This window comes from Variovorax sp. LjRoot175 (assembly GCF_964253805.1).
Classification (GTDB): domain Bacteria; phylum Pseudomonadota; class Gammaproteobacteria; order Burkholderiales; family Burkholderiaceae_C; genus Variovorax.
The window spans coordinates 5,036,920-5,061,316 of sequence record NZ_CAXURY020000001.1 but is presented as its reverse complement, the minus strand read 5'-3'; the positions used below and the strand labels follow the sequence as shown (position 1 = coordinate 5,061,316).

At 69.5% G+C, this 24,397-nt stretch carries 23 protein-coding genes and 1 other RNA gene; 17 read left to right on the top strand and 7 right to left on the bottom strand.

The features are described 5' to 3' along the window. The first annotated feature begins 3 nt into the window (after nucleotides 1-3). Nucleotides 4-332: RNase P RNA component class A (rnpB, locus tag ACSQ89_RS25100), an RNA gene on the top strand. Here rnpB and ACSQ89_RS25095 read toward each other — a convergent pair. Genes ACSQ89_RS25095 through ACSQ89_RS25085 form a run of 3 tightly spaced genes read right to left on the bottom strand, consistent with a single transcriptional unit; the run spans nucleotide 327 to nucleotide 3,342 of the window. Further along, on the bottom strand, nucleotides 327-968 hold the full coding sequence (locus ACSQ89_RS25095; RefSeq protein ID WP_436293656.1) for a Pr6Pr family membrane protein: 642 nt from the start codon (nucleotides 966-968) through the stop codon (nucleotides 327-329). The two genes, rnpB and ACSQ89_RS25095, sit on opposite strands and share 6 nt — an antisense overlap. Next, a complete protein-coding gene (locus ACSQ89_RS25090; RefSeq protein ID WP_436293655.1) occupies nucleotides 968-1,678 on the bottom strand; it encodes an RNA pseudouridine synthase in 711 nt (236 codons plus the stop codon). The genes ACSQ89_RS25095 and ACSQ89_RS25090 overlap by 1 nt, the downstream gene beginning before the upstream one ends. Further along, a complete protein-coding gene (locus ACSQ89_RS25085) occupies nucleotides 1,675-3,342 on the bottom strand; it encodes an MBL fold metallo-hydrolase (RefSeq protein WP_436293654.1) in 1,668 nt (555 codons plus the stop codon). The genes ACSQ89_RS25090 and ACSQ89_RS25085 overlap by 4 nt, the downstream gene beginning before the upstream one ends. Nucleotides 3,343-3,456: 114 nt before the next feature. Here ACSQ89_RS25085 and ACSQ89_RS25080 point away from each other — a divergent pair, with 114 nt between their 5' ends. Further along, complete coding sequence (locus ACSQ89_RS25080) at nucleotides 3,457-4,464, top strand: Bug family tripartite tricarboxylate transporter substrate binding protein (RefSeq protein WP_436293653.1); 1,008 nt, start codon at nucleotides 3,457-3,459, stop codon at nucleotides 4,462-4,464. A gap of 273 nt (nucleotides 4,465-4,737) precedes the next feature. Here the strand turns inward: ACSQ89_RS25080 and ACSQ89_RS25075 are convergent, their stop codons facing one another. Then, the gene (locus ACSQ89_RS25075) at nucleotides 4,738-5,226 is read right to left on the bottom strand and encodes a tetratricopeptide repeat protein (RefSeq protein ID WP_436293652.1); all 489 of its coding nucleotides are present in this window, start codon (nucleotides 5,224-5,226) and stop codon (nucleotides 4,738-4,740) included. Between the two features lie 164 nt (nucleotides 5,227-5,390). Here ACSQ89_RS25075 and ACSQ89_RS25070 point away from each other — a divergent pair, with 164 nt between their 5' ends. From ACSQ89_RS25070 to ACSQ89_RS25025, 10 genes are all read left to right on the top strand, one after another. After that, on the top strand, nucleotides 5,391-6,638 hold the full coding sequence (locus ACSQ89_RS25070; protein ID WP_436293651.1) for a 3-methyl-2-oxobutanoate dehydrogenase (2-methylpropanoyl-transferring) subunit alpha: 1,248 nt from the start codon (nucleotides 5,391-5,393) through the stop codon (nucleotides 6,636-6,638). After that, complete coding sequence (locus tag ACSQ89_RS25065; RefSeq protein WP_093103968.1) at nucleotides 6,635-7,648, top strand: alpha-ketoacid dehydrogenase subunit beta; 1,014 nt, start codon at nucleotides 6,635-6,637, stop codon at nucleotides 7,646-7,648. Before ACSQ89_RS25070 ends, ACSQ89_RS25065 begins: the two co-directional genes overlap by 4 nt. Further along, nucleotides 7,649-8,896 (top strand): dihydrolipoamide acetyltransferase family protein, encoded by a 1,248-nt coding sequence (locus ACSQ89_RS25060; protein WP_436293650.1) that lies wholly within the window; start codon nucleotides 7,649-7,651, stop codon nucleotides 8,894-8,896. It begins immediately after the preceding gene. 80 nt (nucleotides 8,897-8,976) lie between these two features. Beyond that, nucleotides 8,977-10,110, top strand: coding sequence for an IS110 family transposase (locus tag ACSQ89_RS25055; protein ID WP_436296016.1), 1,134 nt, complete (start codon nucleotides 8,977-8,979; stop codon nucleotides 10,108-10,110). Nucleotides 10,111-10,533: 423 nt separating this feature from the next. Next, nucleotides 10,534-11,880, top strand: a complete 1,347-nt coding sequence (locus ACSQ89_RS25050; RefSeq protein WP_436293649.1) for an NfeD family protein — start codon at nucleotides 10,534-10,536, stop codon at nucleotides 11,878-11,880. A 2-nt stretch (nucleotides 11,881-11,882) separates the two neighbouring features. Beyond that, nucleotides 11,883-12,662: a slipin family protein gene (locus tag ACSQ89_RS25045; protein ID WP_093104171.1), complete on the top strand. Its 780-nt coding sequence runs from the start codon at nucleotides 11,883-11,885 to the stop codon at nucleotides 12,660-12,662. Between the two features lie 135 nt (nucleotides 12,663-12,797). Beyond that, nucleotides 12,798-13,772, top strand: a complete 975-nt coding sequence (gene corA / locus ACSQ89_RS25040) for a magnesium/cobalt transporter CorA (RefSeq protein ID WP_093103973.1) — start codon at nucleotides 12,798-12,800, stop codon at nucleotides 13,770-13,772. Continuing rightward, entirely contained in the window at nucleotides 13,769-14,971 is a 1,203-nt protein-coding gene (locus tag ACSQ89_RS25035; RefSeq protein ID WP_436296552.1) for an amidohydrolase family protein, read from the top strand. Before corA ends, ACSQ89_RS25035 begins: the two co-directional genes overlap by 4 nt. A gap of 14 nt (nucleotides 14,972-14,985) precedes the next feature. Next, nucleotides 14,986-15,477, top strand: a complete 492-nt coding sequence (locus ACSQ89_RS25030; RefSeq protein WP_436293647.1) for a nucleoside deaminase — start codon at nucleotides 14,986-14,988, stop codon at nucleotides 15,475-15,477. A 103-nt stretch (nucleotides 15,478-15,580) separates the two neighbouring features. Beyond that, nucleotides 15,581-16,609, top strand: a complete 1,029-nt coding sequence (locus ACSQ89_RS25025; protein ID WP_436293646.1) for a Bug family tripartite tricarboxylate transporter substrate binding protein — start codon at nucleotides 15,581-15,583, stop codon at nucleotides 16,607-16,609. A gap of 160 nt (nucleotides 16,610-16,769) precedes the next feature. Here ACSQ89_RS25025 and ACSQ89_RS25020 read toward each other — a convergent pair whose 3' ends face one another. Next, nucleotides 16,770-17,624: a class I SAM-dependent methyltransferase gene (locus ACSQ89_RS25020; RefSeq protein ID WP_436293645.1), complete on the bottom strand. Its 855-nt coding sequence runs from the start codon at nucleotides 17,622-17,624 to the stop codon at nucleotides 16,770-16,772. Nucleotides 17,625-17,699: 75 nt separating this feature from the next. Here ACSQ89_RS25020 and ACSQ89_RS25015 point away from each other — a divergent pair, with 75 nt between their 5' ends. The 5 genes from ACSQ89_RS25015 to ACSQ89_RS24995 all read left to right on the top strand — a co-directional run bounded on the left by ACSQ89_RS25015 (nucleotide 17,700) and on the right by ACSQ89_RS24995 (nucleotide 21,967). Next, nucleotides 17,700-18,143 carry a helix-turn-helix domain-containing protein gene (locus ACSQ89_RS25015; RefSeq protein ID WP_093103981.1) on the top strand — a complete coding sequence of 148 codons (444 nt, stop codon included), beginning with the start codon at nucleotides 17,700-17,702 and terminating at the stop codon, nucleotides 18,141-18,143. A gap of 141 nt (nucleotides 18,144-18,284) precedes the next feature. Further along, nucleotides 18,285-19,250: a tripartite tricarboxylate transporter substrate binding protein gene (locus ACSQ89_RS25010; RefSeq protein WP_436293643.1), complete on the top strand. Its 966-nt coding sequence runs from the start codon at nucleotides 18,285-18,287 to the stop codon at nucleotides 19,248-19,250. A 2-nt stretch (nucleotides 19,251-19,252) separates the two neighbouring features. After that, on the top strand, nucleotides 19,253-20,125 hold the full coding sequence (locus ACSQ89_RS25005; RefSeq protein WP_436293642.1) for an isocitrate lyase/PEP mutase family protein: 873 nt from the start codon (nucleotides 19,253-19,255) through the stop codon (nucleotides 20,123-20,125). Next, nucleotides 20,100-20,930 carry an amidohydrolase family protein gene (locus ACSQ89_RS25000; protein WP_436293641.1) on the top strand — a complete coding sequence of 277 codons (831 nt, stop codon included), beginning with the start codon at nucleotides 20,100-20,102 and terminating at the stop codon, nucleotides 20,928-20,930. Before ACSQ89_RS25005 ends, ACSQ89_RS25000 begins: the two co-directional genes overlap by 26 nt. Before the next feature lie 50 nt (nucleotides 20,931-20,980). Beyond that, nucleotides 20,981-21,967 carry a tripartite tricarboxylate transporter substrate binding protein gene (locus tag ACSQ89_RS24995; RefSeq protein WP_436293640.1) on the top strand — a complete coding sequence of 329 codons (987 nt, stop codon included), beginning with the start codon at nucleotides 20,981-20,983 and terminating at the stop codon, nucleotides 21,965-21,967. On the opposite strand, the gene ACSQ89_RS24990 is transcribed toward ACSQ89_RS24995, so the two are convergent. After that, nucleotides 21,955-22,845 (bottom strand): LysR family transcriptional regulator, encoded by an 891-nt coding sequence (locus ACSQ89_RS24990; RefSeq protein WP_436293639.1) that lies wholly within the window; start codon nucleotides 22,843-22,845, stop codon nucleotides 21,955-21,957. The genes ACSQ89_RS24995 and ACSQ89_RS24990 overlap by 13 nt on opposite strands. Continuing rightward, the gene (locus tag ACSQ89_RS24985) at nucleotides 22,845-24,383 is read right to left on the bottom strand and encodes a SidA/IucD/PvdA family monooxygenase (protein ID WP_436293638.1); all 1,539 of its coding nucleotides are present in this window, start codon (nucleotides 24,381-24,383) and stop codon (nucleotides 22,845-22,847) included. The genes ACSQ89_RS24990 and ACSQ89_RS24985 overlap by 1 nt, the downstream gene beginning before the upstream one ends. Nucleotides 24,384-24,397 lie beyond the last annotated feature (14 nt).

Genomic DNA, 24,397 nt, shown 5'->3' with positions numbered 1-24,397 from the left:
TGTGAAGCGCGCCAGACCGCCGCTGGTGCAAGTCTCGAAAGAGCGCACTGGAGGAAGGTCCGGACTGCTCAGGACAGCGCAGGAGCTAACGGCTCTCCACCGCGAGGTGAGGATCAGAGCAACAGAGACGAGTCGGCCGGGGGTAACCCCGGTCGGGTGAAACGGGCAATCTCTGCGCGCAGCAACACCAAGTAGGCCAGCGTCGATGTGGTTCCGCAGAGCTGGCGGGTAGGTGGCACCGAGCCGTTTGGCGACAAACGGCCCAGAGTAATGGCGGTCACGTTGGGGGCAACCTCAACGCACAGAATCCGGCCTACAGGCGCGCTTCACACTTTTTTCGGGGTCGGCTTCTTGCGGCCGATCGCCACCAGCAGCGCGGCGACCAGCGAGAAGCCGATCAGCACGCCCACCGCATTGAGCGCGGTGCGGCCATAGCCCAGCGCACCCACGTCGATGAAGGGGTACGGATAGACCCCGGCGATCGCGCCGCGCACCAGTGCATAGACAAGATAGCCCAGCGGATAGGTCCACCAGTGCGGGATGTCGCGCCCGCGCAGGCCGTGCGCGGGCACCGCGATCCACCAGTAGACGAGAAAGAGCACCGGCATCAGGTAGTGCAGCAGCACGTCGGCCAGCCACAGCAGGCCCTGCGGATTCCAGATGTGGCGCAGCACGAAAAAGTAGACCAGGCCCACCACCGCGATGTTGGCGCCGATCGCGCTCGCCACGCCGGGCCTTCGGAAGAAGCGCCACAACGCGCCTTGCGCAACGGTTGCCGCGGCCGTCAGTGCCAGCGCGGCGAGCAGGTTGGTCAGGATGGTGAAGTAACCGAGGTACATGAAGACGCCCCAGCCGGCCGGCCTCCCGCCGGCCGTGGCCAGCCCGATCGACAGCACCAGCTGCAGCGCGAGTGCGGCCCAGCCGATGAGCGCGGCTGCGGCGGCGAACCGGCGCACGGGCGTGGGCATCAGAAGCGCTCGTTCGGCAGCAGATAGCGCCACTGGCCGGGCAGCAGGCCCGCGAGCGGCACGCGGCCGATGCGGATGCGCTTCATCGCGAGGATGCGCAGGCCCGCCTCGTCGCACAGGTGAGCGATCTGCCCCGGCCGCGGACCTTTGATCGCAAAGCGCAGGCCGGTGTGGCCTTCGGCCTGCTGGCCGATGCTGACGCGCGCCGCAGAGGCGCGTTCGAGCCGCGCCAGCACATCGGGCCCGACCGGCCCGGCCACGTCGACCATCACTTCGTTCTCGAGGATGCCCGCGTCTTCCTGCAGCTTGCGCTCGATGCGCCACTCCTGCGTGAAGACCACGAGCCCGCTGGCGCCGGTTTCGAGCGGCGTCATGCAGCGCTGGGCCGCCACGTGGCGCGGCAGGAAGCGCAGGCCCGCGCGTTCGGGCTCGTGGTGGTTGGCGGGCACCAGCAGACGGTGCGCGTTGTCGGTCGGCGTGCCGGCCGGCTTGTGCAGCAGCAGCGTGACCGGCACCACCGGCTCGGGCCGCGCGCCGGCTTCGATCTCGACCTGCTGGTGCGCGTGCACGCGCGTCTGCGGCAGCAGTGCCGGTTCGCCGTCGATGCGCACCGCGCCGTTCTCGATCAGCAGCTCTGCTTCGCGCCGCGAGCAACCGGCCATCGCGGCCACGCGCTTGGCCAGGCGGATGCCTTCGTCGCTATCGGTCATCGAGCTTGCGGCAGTTGCCGGATGCGTTCCACATGCGCGGCCAGGGAGCGCGCGGCCACCGGCCACATGCGTTCGGGCACGTCGTCGTAGGCGAGCGGCAGCCAGTCCTCGGGTGTGCCCTGCGGCAGGCGCTGCATCGCGGCGGCGATCTTGGCCTCGCGCTTCAGGCGGTGCGCCTTCAGATACGCGATGGCGGCACGCGCCTCGCCGAGCACGTAGCCGTGCGCCGGCAGGATGAAGCGCACCTCGCCCTCCGCGCAGAGCGCGTCCAGCCTGTCGAGCGAATCGAGGTACGCGTTCATGTTGCCGTCCGGCGGGTCGACCACCGTGGTGCTGCCGTTGAGCACGTGGTCGCCGGAGAACAGGAGTCCGTCCTCCTCCAGCACCAGGCACAGGTGGTTGGCCGCGTGGCCGGGCGTGTGGACGGCGCGCAGCGTGTGCGTGGTGCCGTCCGGGCCGTGCAGCACCAGGCGTTCCTGGTCCTGCAGCGTGCGGTCCGGTGCGAAGCGCGCCGAGGCGCGTGCCGTCGGCGCCGAGGGCAGGCCGAGGATGGCCGGCTTCGATGCTGCGCACAACGCCTGCAGCGGCGCCGCGCCCGGCGAGTGGTCGGCATGCGAATGGGTGCAGACGATCATGCGGATGTCGCCGCCGGTCGCGCGGTGCAGCCGCTCGATGTGGCCCGCGTCGTTCGGTCCCGGGTCGATCACGATGTAGCCGCTGGCCGCATCGCCCACGATGTAGCTGTTGGTGCCGGGCCCGGTCATCGCGCCGGGGTTCGGCGCGGTCAGGCGCTGCACGTTCTTCAAGAGCGGCACCGGCGCCTCGCTTTGCCAGTCGAGCGCATGCACGATCTGGCCGTCGGGGCAGACCAGCGCCAGTTCCCCGTAGGGCGAGTCGTGCTCCATGTAGCGCGCCTCCTGGCCGCGCAGCAGGCCGGCGCGCGGACAGCTGGTGAACAGCGGGCCTTCGCCGTCTGCACGGTGGGCGCAGGCGTCGAGCAGGGCGTCGACCGAGTCGTAGGCGGCCATGCGCTCCAGCGTGCGCACGGTCGGGAAGATCATGAGGAAGCCGCCCGCCTTGTGGCGCGCGAGCGCATCGGCCGGCCGCACCCAGCAGGGCTCGAACTGCTCGGTCTCGTCGGCCGTCGGCGTCTGGCCCTCGGGCATGCGCGCCACCAGGAAGGGCACGTCGAAGCGCTTGGGCAGGTCGCGGTCGGTGATCCAGTGCGCGAAGGTGAAGAGCTCGTCGGTCGCCAGCCGCAGTCCGCGCGCCGTGCACTGGTCGGCCAGGGCGATGGCGCTCGCGGCCGTGCTGCGGTCCATCGCCGCCACCTCTTCGGTACTCACGGGGCGGCCATCCTCGTGGCGCGCGAGCAGCACGCCGAGCTCCTCAAAGCTCTCGCGGACCGCGGCCACGGCCTGCGTGAGCTGCTGTTCGCTTTGCGTGGGCCGGCGCAAAGCGATGCGGTGCGCGGCGCGGTCGCCTTCGTCGATGCGGCCGCCGGGGAACACATAGGCGCCGGGCGCGAAGCTCGCGCTGGCGGAACGCCGCGTCATCAGGACCTCGATGCCTTCGGGCGTGTCGCGCAGGAGCAGCACGGTGGCGGCGGCGAGCGGCGGCGCCGGTTCGCGCGGGGGATGGAGTTGTTGGGTGGGGCGGACCATGGGGCGCAATTATCGAGAGGCGATCAGAGAGCTGTGCTGCATAAGCTTCGACACGGTTTCGCATGAGCCTCGCGCCACAATCGACGCTTGCTCCATCCGCTTCGAAGGACAGTCATGCCCCATTCTCTCTCCAGCCGTTCGCGCCGTCTGTTCGCTGCCGCCGGCCTCGCCCTCGGCGCCTGCGCCGCGCCCGTTGCTTTTGCCCAGGCCGACTGGCCGCAGCAACCCGTCACGCTGATCATGGGCTTCCCGGCCGGCTCGGGCGTCGACGTGGTGGCGCGCACGATCCAGGAGCCCTTGCAACAGAAGCTCGGCCAGCCGGTGGTGATCGACTACAAGTCCGGCGCCGCCGGCAACATCGCGAGCGAGTACGTGGCGCGCGCCAGGCCCGACGGCTACACGCTCGCCTTCGGCACCGCCGCCACGCACGGCAGCAATGCGGCGCTCTACAAGAAGCTGCCCTTCGACGTCGAGGCCGACTTCGTGCCCGTGGCGCCGGTGCTCGACGTCTCCAACGTGCTCACGATCAATCCCGAGGTGATCAACGTCAAGACGCTCAAGGAGTTCGTCGAACTCGTGAAGGCCAACCCCGGCAAGTACAACTATGCCTCCACCGGCAACGGCGCCGGCACCCACATGGCTTTTGCCGAACTCAACTCGCGCCTCGGCCTGCAGATGGTGCACGTGCCCTACAAGGGCGGGCCGGAGGCCATCGCTTCGGTGGTGCGCGGCGAGACCTGCTGCATCATGAACCAGGTGCAGACCGTGCTGCCGCAGTACAAGGCGGGCAAGGTGCGGCTGCTGGGCGTCACCACCGCCAAGCCGGTGGCGGCGGTGAAGGAAGTGCCGACCATTGCCGCGAGCGGCATCGCCGGCACCCAGGGCTTCGACAGCTCGATCTGGTTCGGCGTCTTCGCGCCCAAGGGCACGGATGCGCGCATCGTCGACAAGCTCAATGCCGCGATCAAGTCCGTGCTCGAACAGCCCGAGATCCGCGAGAAGTTCGAGGGCCAGGGCAACACGGTGCGCATCGAAACGCCCGCGCAGTTCAAGGCCACCGTTCACGCCAACCGCGTGAAGTGGGCCGAGGTGGCGAAGGCGGCGAACGTGAGTATCGACTGAGGAGGCGCCAGCCCCTTAGACGCATGCCGGGCTTCGGGGGGTGGATGCGACCCAGGCTCCTCCACGGCTGCGGGCGGTGTGCCCTGGGCCGACCGTTGAGGCACCGCCGAGCGGCACAGCGGCAGGCGGAAAAAGGGCCGCGCGTGTTTGAGCGAAGCGAGTTTGCGCGGACCCCGCCTGTCGCGAGCAGCGCAGGGAAGCCCGAAGGGCCGGTGACGTCGGCCGGCACAGGGCACACTGCCCGCCTCCGCGCCCCCACATCGTCAACAGAACCTATTCGCCGGCGCGCGAGCGCTTGAACTTCGCGATTTTCTCCTTCAGCTCCGTGTACTGCTCGCAGGGGAACCAGCAGAGCTTGTCGAGCGCCTTCAGGTGCTTCTCCGCGCCTTCGAGCTGGCCGACCTGCAGATAGGCCTCGCCCACGTACTCGTGCGCGTCGCGGTGGCCGGGGTTGAGCTGCAGGGCGCGCTCGTAATGCTTGAAGGAGTTGTCCATGTCGCCCAGGTGGCGATAGGCGAAGCCCAGCAGGTTCCATGCGTCGGCATTTCTGGGATCGGTCCGGAGGGCCGCCTCGAGCGGGGGCAGGGCTTCGGCCCATTGCTCGGCCTTGACGGCGGCCTGGCCGGCGCGGTAGTCGGGGTCCAGCTCCTGCTGCGACGGGCCGCCACCACCGCCACCACCGCCACCACCGCCGCCCGCGGGCCATGCGGGCAGGCTTAAACCAACAAGACAAGCCATCGTCGCCAAGATCTTCTTGCGCATGATGTGCTCCTGATGAGTGCTCCGCCGCTCTCTCTCCCGATCGAATTCGAGTCCTGCCGGCCCTGCGTGTCAAGCGAGATACGCGCGATTGACCGGCTGCGCCGGAGCCTGAAATTCGCTAGGCTTTGCTGGCGAGCGATCCCATCGAGCGCGGAGACAACGCGATGAGCCAGGGCGCACCTCTTCGTCTGCATGTGCCGGAGCCCACCGGGCGGCCGGGCCATGAGACCGATTTTTCCTACCTGCATATTTCGCGCGCCGGCCAGGTGCGGCGGCCGCCGCTGGACGCATCGCCGGCCGACACCAGCGACCTCGCCTACACGCTGGTGCGCGTGCTCGACGACGAGGGCCGTGCCGTCGGCCCGTGGGTGCCGGAGGCGGATGCAGCCTTGCTGCGCCGCGGCCTCGTCTCGATGCTGAAGACGCGCATCTTCGACGCCCGCATGCTGATCGCGCAGCGCCAGAAGAAGATCTCCTTCTACATGCAGTGCCTCGGCGAAGAGGCCATCGCCATTGGCCATGCGCTGGCGCTGCAGCAGGGCGACATGTGCTTTCCCACCTACCGCCAGCAGGGCCTGCTGCTGGCGCGCGAGGACGTGTCGATAGTGGACATGATCTGCGAACTGATGTCCAACGAGCGCGACCCGCTCAAGGGGCGGCAGTTGCCGGTGTGCTATTCGATGAAGCGCGTCGGCTTCTTCTCGATCTCGGGCAACCTGGCCACGCAGTTCATCCAGGCGGTGGGCTGGGGCATGGCCTCGGCGATCAAGGGCGACACCCAGATCGCCTCGGGATGGATCGGCGACGGCGCCACCGCCGAGTCCGACTTCCACACGGCGCTGACCTTCGCCCACGTCTACCGAGCGCCGGTGATCCTCAACGTGGTCAACAACCAGTGGGCGATCTCGACCTTCCAGGCCATCGCCGGCGGCGAGGCCACCACCTTCGCGGCGCGCGGCGTGGGTTGCGGCATCGCCTCGCTGCGCGTCGACGGCAACGACTTCCTCGCCGTGCTGGCCGCCTCGCGCTGGGCCGCGCAGCGCGCCCGCAGCAACCTCGGGCCGACGCTGATCGAGTGGGTCACCTACCGCGCCGGGGCGCATTCGACCTCGGACGATCCCTCGCGCTACCGGCCGGCCGACGACTGGGCGCACTTCCCGCTCGGCGATCCGATCGCGCGGCTGGCGCAGCACCTGACGGGCATCGGCGCCTGGTCGCAGCAGGAGCACGAGGAGACGCAGGCGAAACTGGAGGCCGAGGTCAACGCCGCGCTGAAGGAAGCCGAGCGCTACGGCTCGCTGGCCGATGGGCACCTGTTCAGCGCCGCGGCGATGTTCGAGGATGTCTACAAGGACATGCCGGAGCACCTGAAGCGGCAGCGCGAGCAGATGCAGTCCGGAGCAGCGTCATGAGCGCCATGACCATGATCCAGGCCTTGCGTTCGGCCATGGACGTGATGCTCGAGCGCGACGACAACGTCGTCATCTATGGCCAGGACGTGGGCTACTTCGGCGGCGTTTTCCGCTGCACCGAGGGCCTGCAGGCCAAGTACGGCCGCTCGCGCGTGTTCGATGCGCCGATCTCCGAAGGCGGCATCGTCGGCTCGGCCATCGGCATGGGCGCCTACGGCTTGCGCCCGGTGGTCGAGGTGCAGTTCGCCGACTACTTCTATCCGGCCTACGACCAGATCGTTTCCGAAGCGGCGCGGCTGCGCTACCGCTCGGCCGGCGACTTCAGCGCGCCGATCACCATCCGCATGCCCTGCGGCGGCGGCATCTACGGCGGCCAGACGCACAGCCAGAGCCCGGAGGCGCTGTTCACGCACGTCTGCGGCGTGCGCACGGTGATGCCCTCGAATCCGCGCGATGCCAAGGGCCTGCTGATCGCCTCGATCGAGAACGACGACCCGGTGATCTTCCTGGAGCCCAAGCGCCTCTACAACGGCCCCTTCGACGGCCACCACGACCGGCCGCTGGTGTCCTGGTCGGCCCATCCGCTGGGCGAGGTGCCCGAGGGCTACTACACGGTGCCGCTCGAATCGGCCACCGTGTTTCGCCCCGGCGCCGACCTGACGGTGATCAGCTACGGCACCATGGTCTTCGTCTCGGAGGCGGCCGCGCGCGAAGCCGGCATCGATGCCGAGATCATCGACCTGCGCAGCCTGTGGCCGCTGGACCTGGAGACCCTCGTCGCCTCGGTCAAGAAGACCGGCCGTTGCGTGATCGTGCACGAGGCCACGCGCACCAGCGGCTTCGGCGCCGAGCTGACGGCGCTGGTGCAGGAGCACTGCTTTCATCACCTCGAGGCGCCGATCGAGCGCGTGACCGGCTGGGACACGCCCTATCCGCATGCGCAGGAGTGGGCCTACTTCCCGGGCCCGGCACGCGTGGGCGCGGCCTTCCGGCGCGTCATGGAGAACTGAATGGGCACGCATGCGATCAAGGTGCCGGACATCGGCGAAGGCATCGCCGAAGTGGAACTGGTGGCATGGCGGGTCCAGCCCGGCGACACGGTGGCCGAAGACCAGGTGCTGGCCGACGTGATGACCGACAAGGCGACCGTCGAGATCCCGTCGCCGGTCGCGGGCAAGGTGCTTGCGCTCGGCGGCGAAGTGGGGCAGCAGATGGCGGTGGGTGCGGAGCTGATCCGCATCGATGTGGAGGGTGGCGACAACATCGGCGCGGCGCCGCCCACGCCCACGCCCGCGGCCACGCCTGCACCAGCACCAGCACCAGCACCAGCACCAGCACCAGCACCTGAGACCGCGCCAGCCGAACGCACGAGCCTGCCATCCACCGGCAAGCCGACTGCCTCGCCCGCGGTGCGCCATCGGGCCGCGGCGCTCGGCATCGATCTGCAGCAGGTGCCGGGCAGCGGCGTGGACGGCCGCATCCTGCACGAGGACCTCGACGCCTGGCTGGTCCGGCGGCCCGGTCCGCAGGCGGCGAGTGCGGCGCGCTACGCGCAGCAGGACGACGAGGAAGCCGTGCCCGTGACCGGCGTGCGCCGCCGCATCGCCCAGCGCATGCAGGATGCGATGCGCCGCATCCCGCACTTCACCTACGTCGAGGAGATCGACGTGACCGAACTGGAGTTGCTGCGCGCGCGGCTCAACGAACACTGGGGCCGCGAGCGGGCCCACCTGACGCTGCTGCCGCTGCTCGTGCGTGCCGTCGTGCTGGCGGTGCCGCGCTTCCCGCAGATCAATGCCCGCTTCGACGACGAGGCGGGCGTGCTCACGCGTCACGGCGCAGTGCACGTCGGCATCGCGACCCAGACCGCGGCCGGCCTCATGGTGCCGGTGCTGCGCCACGCGGAAGCGCGCGACCTGTGGTCCAGCGCGGCCGAGATCGCGCGCCTGGCCGAGGCCGCGCGCGCGGGCCGGGCCACGCGCGACGAACTGAGCGGCTCGACCATCAGCATCACCAGCCTCGGCGCCCTGGGTGGCATCGCCTCCACGCCGATCATCAACGCGCCCGAGGTGGCGATCGTCGGCGTCAACCGCATCGCGCTGCGCCCGGTGATGCAGGACGGCGCGGTGGTCGCGCGCCGGATGATGAACCTGTCTTCCTCCTTCGACCACCGCGTGGTCGACGGCCAGCTTGCGGCCGAGTTCGTGCAGGCCGTGCGGGCCTTGCTCGAATGCCCCGCCTTGCTCTTTGTCGACTAGATGCTATGAAGGACTGCCTCAGGCCAGTCCCGTTGAGCTAGAACGGGAACCCCCAGGCAGCGAACCAAAGGAGCACGGCCATGTCTGCACCCAAGACAGTCCTTCAAGGCAAGGATAGGACGAATGCGCACGATCTGTATATGAGTTTGGAGCTGAGTGACAAGCGTTGGAACCTGACCTTCGGCGACGGCATCCGCAACCCCAGTCGCAGCGCTGTGGCCGCTGGCGATTGCGCGGCCGTGCTGGAACGTATTGGCAAGGCCCGAGTGCGCTTTGGGATACCAGCCGAGGCGGCGGTTCACGCGTGCTACGAAGCAGGCCGCGATGGCTGGTGGCTGCACCGCTGGCTGCTCGAGCAAGGCATCGACAACATCGTGGTCGACTCGGCCAGCATCGAGGTCAACCGGCACGCCAAGCGCGCCAAGACCGATCGACTCGATGGTGACAAGCTGTTGGCGATGCTGCAGCGCTACCGCGCAGGCGAGACGCGCGTATGGTCGGTGCTGCGCGAACCCACGCCCCAGCAGGAAGACGAGCGCCGGCTGCACCGCGAGCTGCAGCGACTGTCGCACGAACACACCGCCCACACCAACCGCATCGGCTCGTTGCTGGTGCTGCACAACCTGCGAGTGCATTCCATCGGTGGACGGAACTGGCAGGCGTGGTGGGACAGCCACGGCGCGCAGGTACCGCCGGCGCTGCGCGGCGAGATCGAGCGCGAGTGTGTGCGGCTGATGCTGGTCAAGCAGCAGATGCGCACGCTCCAGGCGACGCAGCGCAAGGAAGTGGACGACCGTGCGCAGCCGCAGGTAGCGCAACTGGCCAAGCTGCGCTCGATCGGGGTCGCCAGCGCCTGGTTGCTGGTCAAGGAGTTGTTCGGCTGGCGACGCTTTGCGAACCGGCGCGAACTGGCAGGCTGTCTGGGGCTCGCACCCACGCCCTATGCCAGCGGCGACAGCCAGATCGAGCAAGGCATCAACAAGGCCGGCAACAAACGAGCGCGCACCTTGCTGGTGGAACTGGCGTGGAGCTGGTTGCGCTATCAGCCCGACAGCGTCTTGAGCCAGTGGTTCGCGCGTCGCTTCGGTGCAGGCGCCAAGCGTATGCGCCGCATCGGCATCGTGGCGCTGGCGCGCCGACTGGCGGTGGCGTTGTGGCGCTACCTCGAGCATGGCGAGATCCCGGCCGGCGCCACTCTCAAGCCGGTCGCGTAGAAACCGTCCGGCCCTGGCTTGGTATGACGAAGGCATCTTCATGATCACAGGTCGACGCGCCCGAAACAGGCCCGGGTCACCGCATAGGGACCGTCCTACTAGATGGGGCGCGCCGGTAACAGGGGTAAGCCCAAGCGCATTGCGCGCATGCTGCATGTGGTGCCGGATGCGCACATTCGGCACGGATAGAAGGTTGTCCGAGCCTTGGCTCGAACGCTTGTCACTCCCCCGACCTCGGATCTCGATGCACCTCCTTCCAGCGGCCACCGCACACAGGCACTTATCGCAATCAACGCCACTGATCGATGTCTGCAGCGAAAAGCCCTTGACAATTCAGTCCTCATAGAAGGGCCTGTTGCAGTGTGTGACAGCGGCGCCTGCGACTCCTAGAATGCAGCTATGAGGTCCGCCAGAACATGGTTGATGGGACTGGTCCTCCTGGCCCAAGCTGCGGCTGTGGCCAGCGCCGAAGCTGTGTCTGCCGCGGCTCCCGAGGCGCCCCGCATCGTGGTCCTGATGCAGGTCGAGGGCGCCATCGGGCCCGCTTCCGCAGACTATGTGCGCCGCGGCCTCGCGCTGGCTGCCAAGGAACAGGCGCAGCTCGCCGTGCTGCAGCTCGACACGCCGGGCGGGCTCGACGCCTCGATGCGCAACATCATCAAGGACATCCTCGCTTCGCCCGTGCCGGTGGCGACCTTCGTGGCGCCCAGCGGCGCCCGCGCCGCGAGTGCCGGCACCTACATCCTCTACGCGAGCCACATCGCAGCCATGGCACCGGCCTCCAACCTCGGCGCGGCGACGCCGGTGGCCATCGGCATGCCGACGCCGGGCCGGCCGGAGCCGAAGCCGCCGTCCTCTTCCGAGAAGGGTGCCGAGCCCGCTCCCGATGCGATGAGCGCCAAGCGGCTGGCCGATGCCTCGGCCTACATCCGCAGCCTGGCGCAGCTGCGCGGGCGCAATGCCGACTGGGCCGAGCAGGCGGTGCGCGAGTCGGTGAGCCTGTCGGCGCAGGAGGCGCTGGAGAAAAAGGTCATCACCCTGGTCGCGCGCGACGTGGCCGACCTGCTGATGCAGGTGCATGGGCGCGAAGTGAGCCTGGCGCATGGCACCGTGCGGCTGGCCACCCAGCGCGCGCAGCTGCTCGCCTTCGACGCCGATTGGCGCAGCCGGCTGCTGTCGGTGATCACCGAGCCCAGCCTGGCGCTGATCCTGCTGATGATCGGCATCTACGGCCTCCTGTTCGAGTTCTCCAACCCCGGCTTCGTGCTGCCCGGCGTGGTGGGCGCCATCTGCCTGACGCTGGCGCTGTTCGGCCTGCAGATGCTGCCGGTCAACTACGCGGGACTGGCGCTGATCCTGCTGGGTGTGGCCTTCCTCATCGCCGAGGCCTTTCTGCCGAGCTTCGGCGTGCTGGGGCTGGGCGGCATCGCGGCCTTCGCGATCGGCGCCGTGCTCCTGATCGACAGCGACGCGCCGGGCTTCGGCGTGCCGCTGTGGGTGGTGGCGGTGATCAGCGCGGTCTCGGCCCTGTTCATCCTCGCGGTCGCCGGCATGGCCGCGAAGGCGCGCCGGCGGCCGGTGAAGAGCGGCATCTCGGCCCTCGTGGGCACCACCGGCGAACTGGTCGAGTTCTCGGACGGCGAGGGCTGGGCGCAGATCCAGGGCGACTACTGGCGCGTGACCGGCGCGGGTGACCTGCATACCGGCGGACGAGTCCGGGTCAGCGGCGTGCAAGGCGTCGTGCTGCAGGTGGCCCCGGACGGCCAATGACCATGTTCTTCAATTTCAGCGTCGCGCTCATCGCGCTGCTCCTGGTGCTGGCGGTGATGCTCGCCGCGGCGTCGCTGCGCATCCTGCGCGAGTACGAGCGAGGCGTGGTGTTCCAGCTCGGCCGCTTCTGGAAGGTCAAGGGGCCGGGCCTGGTGATCCTGATCCCCGGCATCCAGCAGATGGTGCGCGTGGGCCTGCGCGTGATGGTGCTCGACATCCCGAGCCAGGACGTGATCACGCGCGACAACGTGTCGGTGAAGGTGAACGCGGTGCTCTACTTCCGCGTGATCGATGCGGAGAAAGCGATCATCCAGGTTGAGAAGTACCTCGAGGCCACCAGCCAGCTGGCGCAGACCACGCTGCGCGCCGTGCTCGGCAAGCACGAGCTCGACGACTTGCTGTCCGAGCGCGAGCGCCTCAATCTCGATATCCAGAAGATCCTCGAGGCGCAGACCGACATCTGGGGCATCAAGGTGACCAACGTCGAGATCAAGCACGTCGACCTCAACGAGAACATGGTGCGCGCCATTGCGCGGCAGGCCGAGGCCGAGCGCGAACGGCGCGCCAAGGTGATCCATGCAGAGGGCGAACTGCAGGCCTCGGTCAAGCTGGCCGAAGCGGCCGAGATTCTGGGGCGCCAGCCGCAGGCGCTGCAGTTGCGCTATCTGGAAACCCTGACCGTGATCGCCGCCGACAAGAATTCGACCATCGTGTTTCCCTTGCCGCTGGAGGTCATCGGACCCTTGCTGCAATGGATCAAGAAGAAGGCCGACGCGCCGTAGCGCCGGCGCACGGGCGACCTACAGCGTCTTGGTCAGCGTGACGATCAGTGGTTGCGCGTAAAGACTTGCGCACCCTTGCGACGCCGCTCGCGCGTGGCAAGATGCCTCGTCTTCCCTATTGCCCCGGCGCCCCGCATGCTCATCAACTGCGTTGTCTACGAAGACGGCACCAAGCTGGCCGACATTCCCGTTTCCGAAATCAGCGAGTACGCGTCGCTGCCGCGTTGCTTCGTCTGGGTGGCGCTGCGCGACGCCACGCCCGAAGAGCTGGCCGAAGTGCAGGCCGAGTTCGGTCTTCATCCGCTGTCCGTGGAAGATGCCCACAACGGCCACCAGCGGCCGAAGGTGGAGGAGTACGCCGATTCGCTCTTCGTCGTCATGCACCTGCTCGAAGCGGGTGCCGGCGAGCCCGCCACGCTCACGGTCGGCGAGCTCGACGTCTTCGTCGGGCGCAACTACGTGGTGTCGGTGCGCAACCGCAGCGATCACGGCTTCACCGAAGTGCGCGAGCGCTGCGAGCGCGAGCCCGAGCTGCTCAAGAACGGCCCGGGCTTCGTGCTCTACGCGCTGATGGATGCCGTGGTCGACCGCTACTTCCCCATCATCGATGCCTTCGAGGACGAACTCGACACCATCGAGCAGCGCATCTTCACCAAGGGCGCCGCGCGCGACAGCATCAAGCGCCTCTACGAACTGAAGCAGCGGCTGACGCTGCTCAAGCACGCGGTCGCGCCGCTGCTTGAAGGCACCGGCAAGCTGCACGGCGGCCGCGTGCCGCAGATCTGCGTTAGCACGCAGGAGTACTTCCGCGACGTGGTCGACCACCTGAGCCGCATCAACAACACCATCGACTCGATCCGCGACACCATCGGCACCGCGATCCACGTCAACCTCTCGATGGTCACCATCGAGGACGGCGAAGTGACCAAGCGCCTCGCGGCCTGGGCCGCCATCTTCGCCGTTTGCACCGCCTTCGCCGGCCTCTGGGGCATGAACTTCGAGCACATGCCCGAGCTGAAATGGCGCTACGGCTATGCGGCCGCGCTGGCGCTCATCGCGAGCCTTTGCGCCTACGTGTACTACCGCTTTCGGCGTGCGGGCTGGGTGTGAGCATGCTTCTGATCCGCCATGTGCGCCCCATGGGCGCCGCCCCTGCCGACGTGCTGGTGCAGGACGGCCGCATCGCGGCCCTCGGCCCGGCCTTGCACGCCGCAGCCGGCTGCGCGGTGGAGGAGGGCGGCGGCGCGCTCCTGCTGCCCGGCCTGGTCGAAGGCCACACGCACCTGGACAAGACGCTGTGGGGCATGGACTGGTACCACAACGAGGTCGGCACCCGGCTCATCGACAGGATCGACAACGAGCGCGCCTTTCGCCAGGCCAGCGGCCACGACGCGGCCGCGCAGTCGCTGGCATTGGCCCGGGCCTTCCTGGCGCGCGGCACGACGCGGCTGCGCACCCACGTGGACATCGACACCCAGGCAGGGCTGCGCCATCTCGAAGGCGTGCTGCAGACGCGCGACACGATGCAGGCGCTGCAGCAGATCCAGATCGTCGCCTTCCCGCAATCGGGCCTCCTGGGCCGGCCCGGCACGGCCGAGCTGCTGGACCAGGCCATCGCCCGCGGCGCCGACGTGCTTGGCGGCCTGGACCCGTGCGCGATCGACGGCGATCCGGTGCGCTCGCTCGACGCGCTCTTCGCCATCGCCGAGCGCCGCGGCTGCCCGCTCGACATCCATCTGCACGAGCCCGGTGCCATGGGCGCCTTCTCGCTCGACCTGATCCTCGCGCGCACGGCAGCGCTCGGCATGCAAGGCAAGGTCGCGATCAGCCACGGCTTCTGCCTGGGCGACCTGCCCGAGCGCGAATGCGAGGCGCTGCTGGCGCGCATGGCCGCGCTCGGCGTGGTGCTGGTCACCAGTGCGCCGCCTTCGCGCAGCGTGCCGCCGCTCATGGCCTGCCGCCGCGCCGGCGTCACCGTGCTCGGCGGCAACGACGGCATCCGCGACACCTGGACGCCCTACGGCAGCCCCGACATGCTGGAGCGCGCGATGCTGATCGGCCTGCGCTACAACCTGCGGCGCGACGACGAGATCGAGGTCGCGCTCGACTGCGTCACCCATGCGGGCGCGCGCGGCTTGCGCTTCGAAGCCTATGGCCTGGCGCCGGACTGCCGGGCCGACCTGGTGCTGGTCGATGCGCAGACCGTCGCCGAGGCGGTGGTGGCGCGGCCGGTGCGGCGGCTCGTGGTGGCGGGCGGCCGCATCGTGGCGCGCGATGGGGCGCTGCTGTCGGATGCGGTTCCCGTGTGAAGGAGCAGACGACGATGTACCAGGAAGAATTCATGCGGCGCGCCATCGCGCTCTCGGCGCAGGCGCTGCACACACCGGGCACCGAACCCTTCGGCGCCGTCGTCGTGCACGACGGCCGCGTGGTGGGTGAGGGCTTCAACCACTCGGTGGCCCATTTCGACCCGACCTCGCACGGCGAGGTGGAGGCCATCCGCGATGCCTGCCGCAATCTGCAGCGCGTGGACCTGAGCGGCTGCGAACTCTACACCTCGTGCGAGCCCTGCGCCCTGTGCGTGGCCGCCATGCGCATCGCGGGCATCGCCAGGCTCTACTACGCGGCCTCGCTTGCGCAGTCGGGCCAGGCCTTCGCCGGGCTGCCGACAGAGGCGCGCCACCCGATCGACATCGAAGACCTGCGTGCCGAGGCCGGTGCGCCGATCGAGCGGCGGACGCTGCCCGCGCAGCAGAAGATGGATCGCGAAGCGGTGCAGATCCTGGCGACCTGGGCCGCGTCGAAAAAGGCTTGAGCACCGGTGGGCGTGCGGGCCCGACGAAGCATTTGGTTGTCTTGCGCCGGAAGACGGTGTCGCGTAACGTCGTGTTACTTATTTTTGCAACATCCGCCGCTTCATGATCTCCAAACGCCGCTTGCTCCAAAGCCTCGCTGCCTCGGCCTGTGCCCCGGCCGCGTGGGCCCAACAGGCAACGTCTTCCACCGCGCCGCGCGCCGCGCGCCCCGCCGGTGCTGCTGCCCCCGGCGCCTGGCCGACCCAGCCGGTGCGCATCCTGGTCGGCTTTCCGGCCGGCGCCTCGCCCGACCTCGCGGCGCGTGCCATCGCCGAGCCGCTTTCCAAGCTGCTGGGCCAACCGGTGACGGTGGAGAACAAGCCCGGCGCCAGCGGCAACCTCGCGGCCGACCTGGTGGCCAAGGCGCAGGACGATCACACCATCGGCGCACTGATCAATGGCAACCTGACGATCGCCAAGCTGCTGAATCCCGCCACGCCCTTCGACCCCGAGAAAGACTTCGCGCCCGTGGGCCTGATCGGCACCGCGCCACTGGTGCTCGCGGTCTCGGGCGACGCCGTGGGCAAGAACGCCGCCGAGCTGCTGCTGTGGGCGCGCAACCTCGGCGACAAGGGCAAGTACGGCACGCCCGGCGTCGGCACCGTGGGCCACCTGGGCATGGAACTGCTGAAGACCCGCACCAGCATCTCGCCGCAGCACGCGCCCTTCAACGGCAATCCGCAGGTCATCGCCGCCATGCTGGCGGGACAGATCCAGATGGCGCTGCTGCCGCCGGGCCTCGCGAAGCCTCATGTGGCCTCGGGCAAGTTCAAGGCCCTCGGCGTCACTTCTCCCCTGCGCAGCCCGCTGTTCAGCGAGCTGCCCACGCTGCGCGAAGCCGACGTGCGCGGCGCCGACCTCGAGATCTGGACCGCGCTCGCGGCGCCGGCCAGCCTGCCCAAGCCGGCGGTGGCCAGGCTCAACGCGGCGCTGGGCGAGGTGCTTCGCTCCGCCGAAGTGCAGCAGCAACTGCTGAAGGCGGGCTGGCAGGCGCAGGCCGGCACGCCACAAGCGCTGGCCTACCGGATGCGCTCCGACACCTCGCAGTTGGGCGGCGTGATCCTGATGCGGGGCATTCGCTCGGAGACTTGAACTCCCCAGGCTTCGCGCACTTCGTGTCGCTACGTCAACCCCCTCACCGGGGGCAACACCGACGGCCCGGCAAAGCCGGTTCCGTGGTGTTTCTGGAACGGGCTTCGATTAAGAGCCGCTCCACTGCCCCTCAGACACTGGCGGCCTCCTCCTGTGCGGCTTACGCAGACGGCGCTCGGGCACTGACCATCCAGCAGGCGGCGGCGAAGCGAACCTCGGTTGCGTGCACATAGGGATCGAAGGCGGCGCGGACGGTGTCGATGACTTGCGCGCGCGTCCGCTCGTCCACCTCCTGAAGGATCAGGCCGACGGGACCGAGCCGGGTGAAGTAGCCGACCAACTCCTTCTCGGGCAGGGTGCAGTCGACATCGATCGGCCGGATGTCGATCTCGGCCCAGCCGCTCTCTTCCAGGATGGCTGCGACCCGATGCCGGTCTGCGAAGGAGAACTGTCCCGGCGCGCCCGGCTGGCGGGCGGGCATGTTCGGCAGCAGCGGTGCCGCCGCGCGCTCGGCCGTCGTCATGAACGGGTTCTCCGCGGCACTCCGCCAGACGATGAAGCGGAGCCTGGCGTCGTCCCGTGCGGCGCGCCGCAGGTTCGAGAAGGCCAGTACCGGGTGGTCGAAGAACATGACGCCGAAGCGCGACATGATCAGGTCGAAGCTCGCGGGCTCGAAGGCGTGGGTCTGCGCGTCGGCACGGATGAAGCTTGCCGGCGTGTCTTCCCGTTCGGCGCGTGCCCGGGCGGCGGCGATCAGTAGGTCCGAAATGTCGACGCCGATGCAGTGGCCCGTCGCGCCGAGCAGCCGCGCAACGGCGAGCGTCGTGCTGCCGGTACCGCAGCCGACGTCGAGCACCCGCTGCCCGGATCCGGCGCGGACCACTTCGACGAGCAGGTCTTCGAAGGGCTCGAGCACCTGGTCGATCACCTCCTGTGCCTCGACCCAGGCACGCCCTGCGCGGCCGTTCCAAAGCGCCGTCTGCTCGTTGTTGTCGGTCTGTTGCGTGACTTCCATGGTCGTTTTCCTTTGCTTGCCCTCGAGAGGCGGAAGCTAGACTGTGCAACTTCAAGTCGACTTGAGGTCAAGAGAATGATGCACCTGGACATCGCCGAGGTGGCGCAGCGATCCGGCGTTCCCGCGTCGACGCTGCGCTTCTATGACGAAAAGGGGCTGATCGCCTCCACCGGCAGGCGCGGCCTGCGCCGCCTGTTCGATCCCGGCGTGCTGGAGCGGCTGGCGCTGATCGCGCTGGGGCGCGCGGCCGGCTTCTCGCTCGACGAGATCGCGCTCCTGTTCACGCGCGAGGCGCAGCCGCGCATCGACCGCCAGATGCTCGCGGCCAAGGCGCAGGAGCTGGACAAGACGATCCGCAAACTGAGCGCCATGCGCGACGGCCTGCTGCACGCCGCTGCCTGCCCCGCGCCGAGCCACATGGAATGCCCCACCTTCCGTCGCATCCTGCAGGCCGCCGCGACCGGCGCTGTCGGAGCGCGAAAGAAGAGGGCTCCGCAGCCACCGGCACGCATCGCCTGATCCTGCGCAGCGCCGCGCGCCCATAAGCCGCGCTTATGTAAAAGCAACGCAAAACGGCGTTCCCTTCAGTACGGTGCGTGTCGATACTTGCCGCCAGCCACGCTGCAGCATCCCTCACAACACGTACCTGGAGACATCGCCATGCATCTTTGTTCCCGACTCGTCCTGCTCGCCGGCCTGGCAGCCGCGCTGGCCTGCGGGACTGTGTCCGCCCAGACCTGGCCCGCCAAGCCGATCCGACTGGTCGTGCCCTTCGCGGCCGGCGGCGCCAACGACCTGATGGCGCGCGCTGCGGCCGAAGGCGCATCGAAGGCGCTGGGCCAGCCCATCGTGGTCGACAACAAGCCCGGCGCCGGCGCCACGCTGGGCGCGGACATCGTCGCCAAGAGCGCGCCCGACGGCTACACCTTCCTGGTGAGCGCGGCCGGCGTGATCTCCAACAGCATGATCAAGAAGCACCTGCCCTACAAGGACAGCGACCTGGTGCCGGTCGGCATGATCGGCCTCGCGCCCTCGGTGATCCTGGTGCCGGCCGACGCGCCCTACAAGGACCTGAAGGAATTCATCGCGGCCTCCAAGACGGGCGCCGGCTTCCACTGGGCGACCGCGGGCACCGGCAGCACGCCGCATTTCGTCGAGGGCATGCTGGAGACGAAGTACGGCGCCAAGCTCGACGTGGTGCCCTACAAGAGCGGCTCGGAGTCGATCACCGCGGTGCTCGGCAAGCAGGTCGAGGCGACGTCGGAGGCCAGCATCGTCGCGCTGCCCTACCTCAAGAGCGGCAAGCTGAAGGCGCTGGCCAACACCTGGACCACGCGCATCTCGGCCTATCCGGAGCTCTCCACGGCCTCGGAGCAAGGCTTCCCGGACGTGCGCATCGCCCACTGGGCCGGCGTGCATGCGCCGCACGGCACGCCCGAGGCGGTGCTCGACAAGATGAGCGCCGCCATCGACGCGGCCATGAAGACCCCGGCCATCGCCGACAAGCTCAAGGGGATGGGCATCGAGCCGATCGGCGGCACGCGCGCCTCCTTCGTGCAGTTCGTGGATGCCGAGCGCGCGCGCCTGGGCGCGGTGGTCAAGGCCACGGGCATGAAGGACGAATGACGATGACGAAGGCCATCCATCCCGGCACGCTGTTGCGGCAAAAGGTCGAAGCCAAGCGCGGCCTGCTGGTGCCGGGCGCGGCCAACGCGCTGGCCGCGCGCGTCATCGAGGAGCTCGGTTTCGAGGCCGTGTACCTGAGCGGCGCCGGGCTCACCAACACCTTCTACGGCATCCCCGACCTGGGCTTCGTCCACCTGGGCGATCTCGCGCAGCACACGGCCGCGCTGCACGATGCGGTGAAGCTGCCCATCATCGTCGACGCCGACACCGGCTTCGGCAATGCGCTCAACGTGCAGCACACGGTGCGCACGCTGGAGCGCGCCGGCGCCAACGCGATCCAGCTGGAAGATCAGGTGAGCCCCAAGAAGTGCGGGCACTTCGAGGGCAAGGCGGTGATCGCGCAGGGCGAGATGCTCGGCAAGGTGAAGGCGGCGGTCGATGCCCGGGTGCATGCCGACTTCCTGGTGATCGCGCGCACCGACGCGGCCGCGGTCGAAGGCATCGACGCTGCGATCGCGCGCGCCGCGGCCTATGCCGAGGCCGGGGCCGACATCACCTTCGTGGAGGCGCCCGAGTCACTGGAAGCGCTGCGCCGCATTCCGCGCGAGCTGGCCTGCCCGCAGGTGGTCAACGTGGTGATCGGCGGCAAGACGCCGACGCTGGACGCGGCCGAGTTCGGCGCCATGGGCTTCGGCCTGGTGCTCTATGCCAACGCCGCGCTGCAGGGCGCGGTGCGCGGCATGACGCTGGCGCTGCAAGGCCTGCGCGAGCGCGGCCGGCTGGACGAGGCGAGCGGCCTGGTCGCCACCTTCGCCGAGCGCCAGGCGCTGGTGCGCAAGAAGGAATTCGATGAGCTCGATGCGCGCTACGCCTGAGGCGATCGCCGCGGTCGACAGCCACGCCCACGTGTTCCGGTGCGGCCTGCCGCTGGCGCCGGTGCATCGCCACGCGCCCGACTACGACGCGCTCTTGCCCGACTACCTCGCGCTGCTCGACGCGCATGCGGTCTCGCATGCGGTGCTGGTGCAGCCGAGCTTCCTGGGCACCGACAACAGCTTCCTGCTCGATGCGCTGCGCGCCTGTCCAGAGCGGCTGCGCGGCGTCGTGATCGTCGAGCCGAGCATCGGCGAGAGCGAATTGGCGGCGCTGGACCGGCAAGGCGTCTGCGGCATCCGGCTCAACCTCGTCGGGCTGCCCATTCCCGACTTCGCGCTTGCCGAATGGCAGCGCCTGTTCGAGCGTGTGCGTGCGCTCGACTGGCATGTGGAGCTGCATCGCGAATCGCACGACCTGCCGCTGGTCGGGCAGTCCATCCTCGATGCCGGCTGCAAGCTGGTGGTGGACCACTTCGGCCGGCCCGGCCCGGCGCCCGGCGACGACGAAGGCTTCGCCTGGCTGCTGCGCAGCGCTTCGACCGGGCGCGTGTGGGTCAAGCTCTCCGCGGCCTACCGCAACTGGCCCGACCAGCGCGGCAGCGCGGCACGCGCCGCTGCACAGGCCCTGCTGCAGGCGCTGGGTGCCGGCCGCCTGCTGTGGGGCAGCGACTGGCCGCACACGCAACACCAGGATCTGGCCGATTACGGATCCACCCAGGCGGCGCTGGCCGACTGGGTGCCGGATGCCGAGGCGCGCCGGCGCATCCTGGTCGACACACCCGCCGCGCTGTTCCGTTTCGCCTGAGTCATCAACAGAAAAAGGGGTGCCGGCATCGGCGCCCGAAGGAGACAACGATGTTCCATCCCTCACGCTTCGCGCGCGCCTTCATCCGTGCCGCGGGCGGCGCGACCCTGCTGCTCGCAGCCCTCGGCGCACAGGCGCAAGCCTGGCCGGCCAAGCCTGTGCGCCTGGTCGTGACCTATCCGCCGGGCGGCACGGTCGATGCGGTGGCGCGCATCATCGGACCCAAGCTCTCGGCCCGGCTCGGCCAGCCGGTGGTGATCGACAACCGCGGCGGCGCCGGCGGCGCGATCGGCGGCGACATCGTCGCCAAGAGCCCGGCCGACGGCTACACCGTGATGCTCGATGCCTCCAACCATGCGCAGAACCCGGCGCTGCGCAGCAAGATGCCCTTTGACACGCTGCGCGACTTCGCGCCGGTCTCGCTCTTGGTCAAGGTGCCCAACATCCTCGTGGTGCATCCCGGTGCGCCGATCGCGAGCATCAAGGACCTGATCGCCCAAGCCAAGGCGCGGCCGGGGGAGATCAACTACGCCTCCTCGGGCAACGGCTCCTCGCCGCACCTGGCGGCCGAGCTCTTCGATTCGATGGCCAAGACGCGCATGACGCACGTGGCCTACAAGGGCGGCGGCCCGGCGCTCACCGACGTCATGGCGGGCCAGGTGCCGGTGTTCTTCGCCAGCCTGGGTTCGGGCATGCCCTACATCCAGAGCGGCAAGCTGCGGCCGCTCGCAATCGGCGGCAAGACGCGCTCGCCGGTGCTGCCCGAGGTGCCGACCCTCGTGGAGTCGGGCCTGCCGGGCTACGAGATGTACGAGTGGAATGCGGTCTTCGTGCCGGCGGGCACGCCGGCTGCGGTGATCGCGCGGCTCTCGAAGGAGATCGCCGCCACCGTCAAGGACCCGGAGGTGCGCCAGCGGCTGGAGGCCATGGGCGCCGAGGTGATCGGCTCCGATCCGTCAGAGCTCGATGCGTTCCGCCGCGCCGAGCTCGCGAAGTGGAGCCGGCTCGCCAAGGAGAACAAGCTTCAGCTCGATTGAGGCCCCAGCATCTGCGCGAACGCATCGGCAAAGGTGGGCCGCGAGCGCGCCAGCCACATCGCCGACAGCTCGAAGGCGGGCAGGTCCGCGCCGTCGCGCACTTCGGCATAGCGCACGCCTTCATGGCGCAGCGCATGCACCGAGCGCGGCAGCAGCGACCAGCCGAGGCCTGCGGCCACGCAGGCCAGCACGGTCAGCGTGCGGTTGGCATCCTGCACCACCTGCACTTGGTGGCCGGCGCGGCGGATCGCGCCCAGCAGCTGGCTGCGCAGGGCCGGAATCTGCTGCTCGGGAAACCAGACCAGCCCATGCTGCGCGATCTCGGCCAGGGACACGCAGCCGTCGGCGGCCACCTCGTAGGCGGCGGGCAGTGCGGCCACCATCGGATCCTCGCCCAGGCGCAGCTCGTTCACCTTGGCATTGAAGGACACGGGCGGATGCAGCAGCGCGATGTCGATGCGGCCGCCCGCCAGCGCGTCGACCTGCTCGGCATTGCTCATCTCGCGCAGCACCACGTCGAGCTGCGGATGGGCGGCGCGCAGCAGGCGCAGCGCGCGCGGCAACACCTCGTAGATGGCATGGGTCACGAAGCCGACGGTGAGCCGGCCTGCGCGGCCCGCCGCCATGGCCCGGGCGCGATCGGCCGCCGCGTCGGCGTGGGCCAGGCTGGCGCGAACGTCCTCCACGATCGCGAGGCCGGCCTCGGTCAGCGTGGCGCCGCGCCGCGTGCGCGTGAAGAGCGGCGTGCCGATCTCGCGCTCGAGCCGGTTCAGCGTCTGCGTGAGCGCCGGCTGCGCGAGGCCCAATTGCTCGGCCGCGCGCGTGAGGCTGCCGGCCTCGCTGACCGCGAGGATGCAGCGCATCTGGCGGGTGTCCATCAGCTTCGCTTGTCCGGCGCGTACCAGCGGGTCGCGATCAGTTCCGGCTCATCGTGTGCCAGCAGGCGCGCCCAGTGGCGGTCGGCGTCCTCGACGAACAGGTCGCGCGCGATCGCGTGGGCCAGGCGCGTGGCACCGATCGCGAGGCCGGGGATGTCACCCGCCAGCGCGCCGTGGCTCATGGTGGCGCCCCAGTTGAACAGGCGCATGCGCGAGAGCGCCTCGGCCTCGGTGCTGCCGGCGACGCCCGTGCGGCCGCGCAGTTCGAAGCCCGCACCCAGGTAGGGGAAGCGCGCCGGCTCGGGATAGCGCTGCGCCTCCTCGGGCAGCACGTGCTGGGCCCAGGTGTCGACCAGCGGCGTGTAGCGCGCGATCTCGGGGCGGTCGAGCAGGTCGACGTCGAAGCCGGTGCCGAAGATCACGGCGTCGAAGCGTTCGCTGCCGCCGTTCGGCGTGCTGACCTCCACGCCTTCCGCATCGGGCGCCACGTCCAGCCAGGGCGTGCCGAGCAGCAGCGTGAAGGCCGCGTGCGCATCGCAGCGGCGCACGGTTTCCCAGGGCGGCGGCACCTGCTCGTCGAAGATGTAGGTGTAGACGCGCCACTTGCGCGCATCGTCCAGGCCTTCGAAGCCGCGCAGGAAGCCGTGGCTCGATGCGGCCTTGCTCTTGTTGACCTGCGGCAATTGCGGCCGGCGCGCAAACAGCACGACCTCCGCGGCGCCGGCCTCCAGCGCGCAGGCCGCGTTGTCGAAGGCCGAGGCGCCGGCGCCCAGCACGCCGATGCGCTTGCCGGCCAGCGCGGCGAAGTCGATCGCGTCGGCCGAATGGAACACCCGGCCGGCCGCGTGCGGGTCGTCGTGCCGCAAGGACGGAAAAGACGGCCAGCGCGGCGCGCCGCTGCCGTCGCGGCCCAGCGCCAGCACCAGCTGCCGCGTGCGCACGGTTTCGCGCCGGCCCTGCGGGTCCGTGAGTTCGACCGCGAGCAGCCGCCCATCGTCGCTGTGCGACACGGAGCGCAGCGCGACGCCGTTGTCCACCGGCAGGCCGACGGTGTCGCGCACCCACAGCAGGTAGTCGCGCCAGTCGATGCGGCCGATCTTGTGCAGCGCAGCCCAGCCTTCGATGCCGTGCTGCGCCTCGTACCAGGCGCGGAAAGAAAGCGATGGCAGGCCGAGCTCGGGGCCGCCGACCTGCTTGGGGCTGCGCAGCGTGAGCATGCGCGCATAGGTGCCCCATGGGCCTTCGTCGCCGCGCGCGGCGCGGTCGATCACGCGGATGTGGGTCACGCCTTCCTTGCGCAATGCGAAGGCGGCGGTCTGGCCGCACATGCCGGCGCCGGCCACCAGCACGTCGAGCACCGGCGTGTCGGCATCGGCCGATTCGGCCGGCAGCACCCAGGCGGGCGGCGGCAGGTTGATGCGCTCGAGATCGGCGCGCACTTGCGCGGCCAGCTTTTCGAGCGCCGCCGCATCGCGCGGGCTCGCGGTGAATTGCACAGGCACCGGCGGCAGGGCGTCGGAAGAGAGGTCGTCAGGCATCGCCTGAAGATAAT

Bases quoted from the DNA above. Each gene is read 5' to 3' on its own strand.
- ACSQ89_RS25095 (WP_436293656.1), bottom strand. From the start codon at position 968: ATGCCCACGCCCGTGCGCCGGTTCGCCGCCGCAGCCGCGCTCATCGGC.
- ACSQ89_RS25090 (WP_436293655.1), bottom strand. From the start codon at position 1,678: ATGACCGATAGCGACGAAGGCATCCGCCTGGCCAAGCGCGTGGCCGCG.
- ACSQ89_RS25085 (WP_436293654.1), bottom strand. From the start codon at position 3,342: ATGGTCCGCCCCACCCAACAACTCCATCCCCCGCGCGAACCGGCGCCG.
- ACSQ89_RS25080 (WP_436293653.1), top strand. From the start codon at position 3,457: ATGCCCCATTCTCTCTCCAGCCGTTCGCGCCGTCTGTTCGCTGCCGCC.
- ACSQ89_RS25075 (WP_436293652.1), bottom strand. From the start codon at position 5,226: ATGCGCAAGAAGATCTTGGCGACGATGGCTTGTCTTGTTGGTTTAAGC.
- ACSQ89_RS25070 (WP_436293651.1), top strand. From the start codon at position 5,391: ATGAGCCAGGGCGCACCTCTTCGTCTGCATGTGCCGGAGCCCACCGGG.
- ACSQ89_RS25065 (WP_093103968.1), top strand. From the start codon at position 6,635: ATGAGCGCCATGACCATGATCCAGGCCTTGCGTTCGGCCATGGACGTG.
- ACSQ89_RS25060 (WP_436293650.1), top strand. From the start codon at position 7,649: ATGGGCACGCATGCGATCAAGGTGCCGGACATCGGCGAAGGCATCGCC.
- ACSQ89_RS25055 (WP_436296016.1), top strand. From the start codon at position 8,977: ATGTCTGCACCCAAGACAGTCCTTCAAGGCAAGGATAGGACGAATGCG.
- ACSQ89_RS25050 (WP_436293649.1), top strand. From the start codon at position 10,534: ATGGGACTGGTCCTCCTGGCCCAAGCTGCGGCTGTGGCCAGCGCCGAA.
- ACSQ89_RS25045 (WP_093104171.1), top strand. From the start codon at position 11,883: ATGTTCTTCAATTTCAGCGTCGCGCTCATCGCGCTGCTCCTGGTGCTG.
- corA (WP_093103973.1), top strand. From the start codon at position 12,798: ATGCTCATCAACTGCGTTGTCTACGAAGACGGCACCAAGCTGGCCGAC.
- ACSQ89_RS25030 (WP_436293647.1), top strand. From the start codon at position 14,986: ATGTACCAGGAAGAATTCATGCGGCGCGCCATCGCGCTCTCGGCGCAG.
- ACSQ89_RS25025 (WP_436293646.1), top strand. From the start codon at position 15,581: ATGATCTCCAAACGCCGCTTGCTCCAAAGCCTCGCTGCCTCGGCCTGT.
- ACSQ89_RS25020 (WP_436293645.1), bottom strand. From the start codon at position 17,624: ATGGAAGTCACGCAACAGACCGACAACAACGAGCAGACGGCGCTTTGG.
- ACSQ89_RS25015 (WP_093103981.1), top strand. From the start codon at position 17,700: ATGATGCACCTGGACATCGCCGAGGTGGCGCAGCGATCCGGCGTTCCC.
- ACSQ89_RS25010 (WP_436293643.1), top strand. From the start codon at position 18,285: ATGCATCTTTGTTCCCGACTCGTCCTGCTCGCCGGCCTGGCAGCCGCG.
- ACSQ89_RS25005 (WP_436293642.1), top strand. From the start codon at position 19,253: ATGACGAAGGCCATCCATCCCGGCACGCTGTTGCGGCAAAAGGTCGAA.
- ACSQ89_RS25000 (WP_436293641.1), top strand. From the start codon at position 20,100: ATGAGCTCGATGCGCGCTACGCCTGAGGCGATCGCCGCGGTCGACAGC.
- ACSQ89_RS24995 (WP_436293640.1), top strand. From the start codon at position 20,981: ATGTTCCATCCCTCACGCTTCGCGCGCGCCTTCATCCGTGCCGCGGGC.
- ACSQ89_RS24990 (WP_436293639.1), bottom strand. From the start codon at position 22,845: ATGGACACCCGCCAGATGCGCTGCATCCTCGCGGTCAGCGAGGCCGGC.
- ACSQ89_RS24985 (WP_436293638.1), bottom strand. From the start codon at position 24,383: ATGCCTGACGACCTCTCTTCCGACGCCCTGCCGCCGGTGCCTGTGCAA.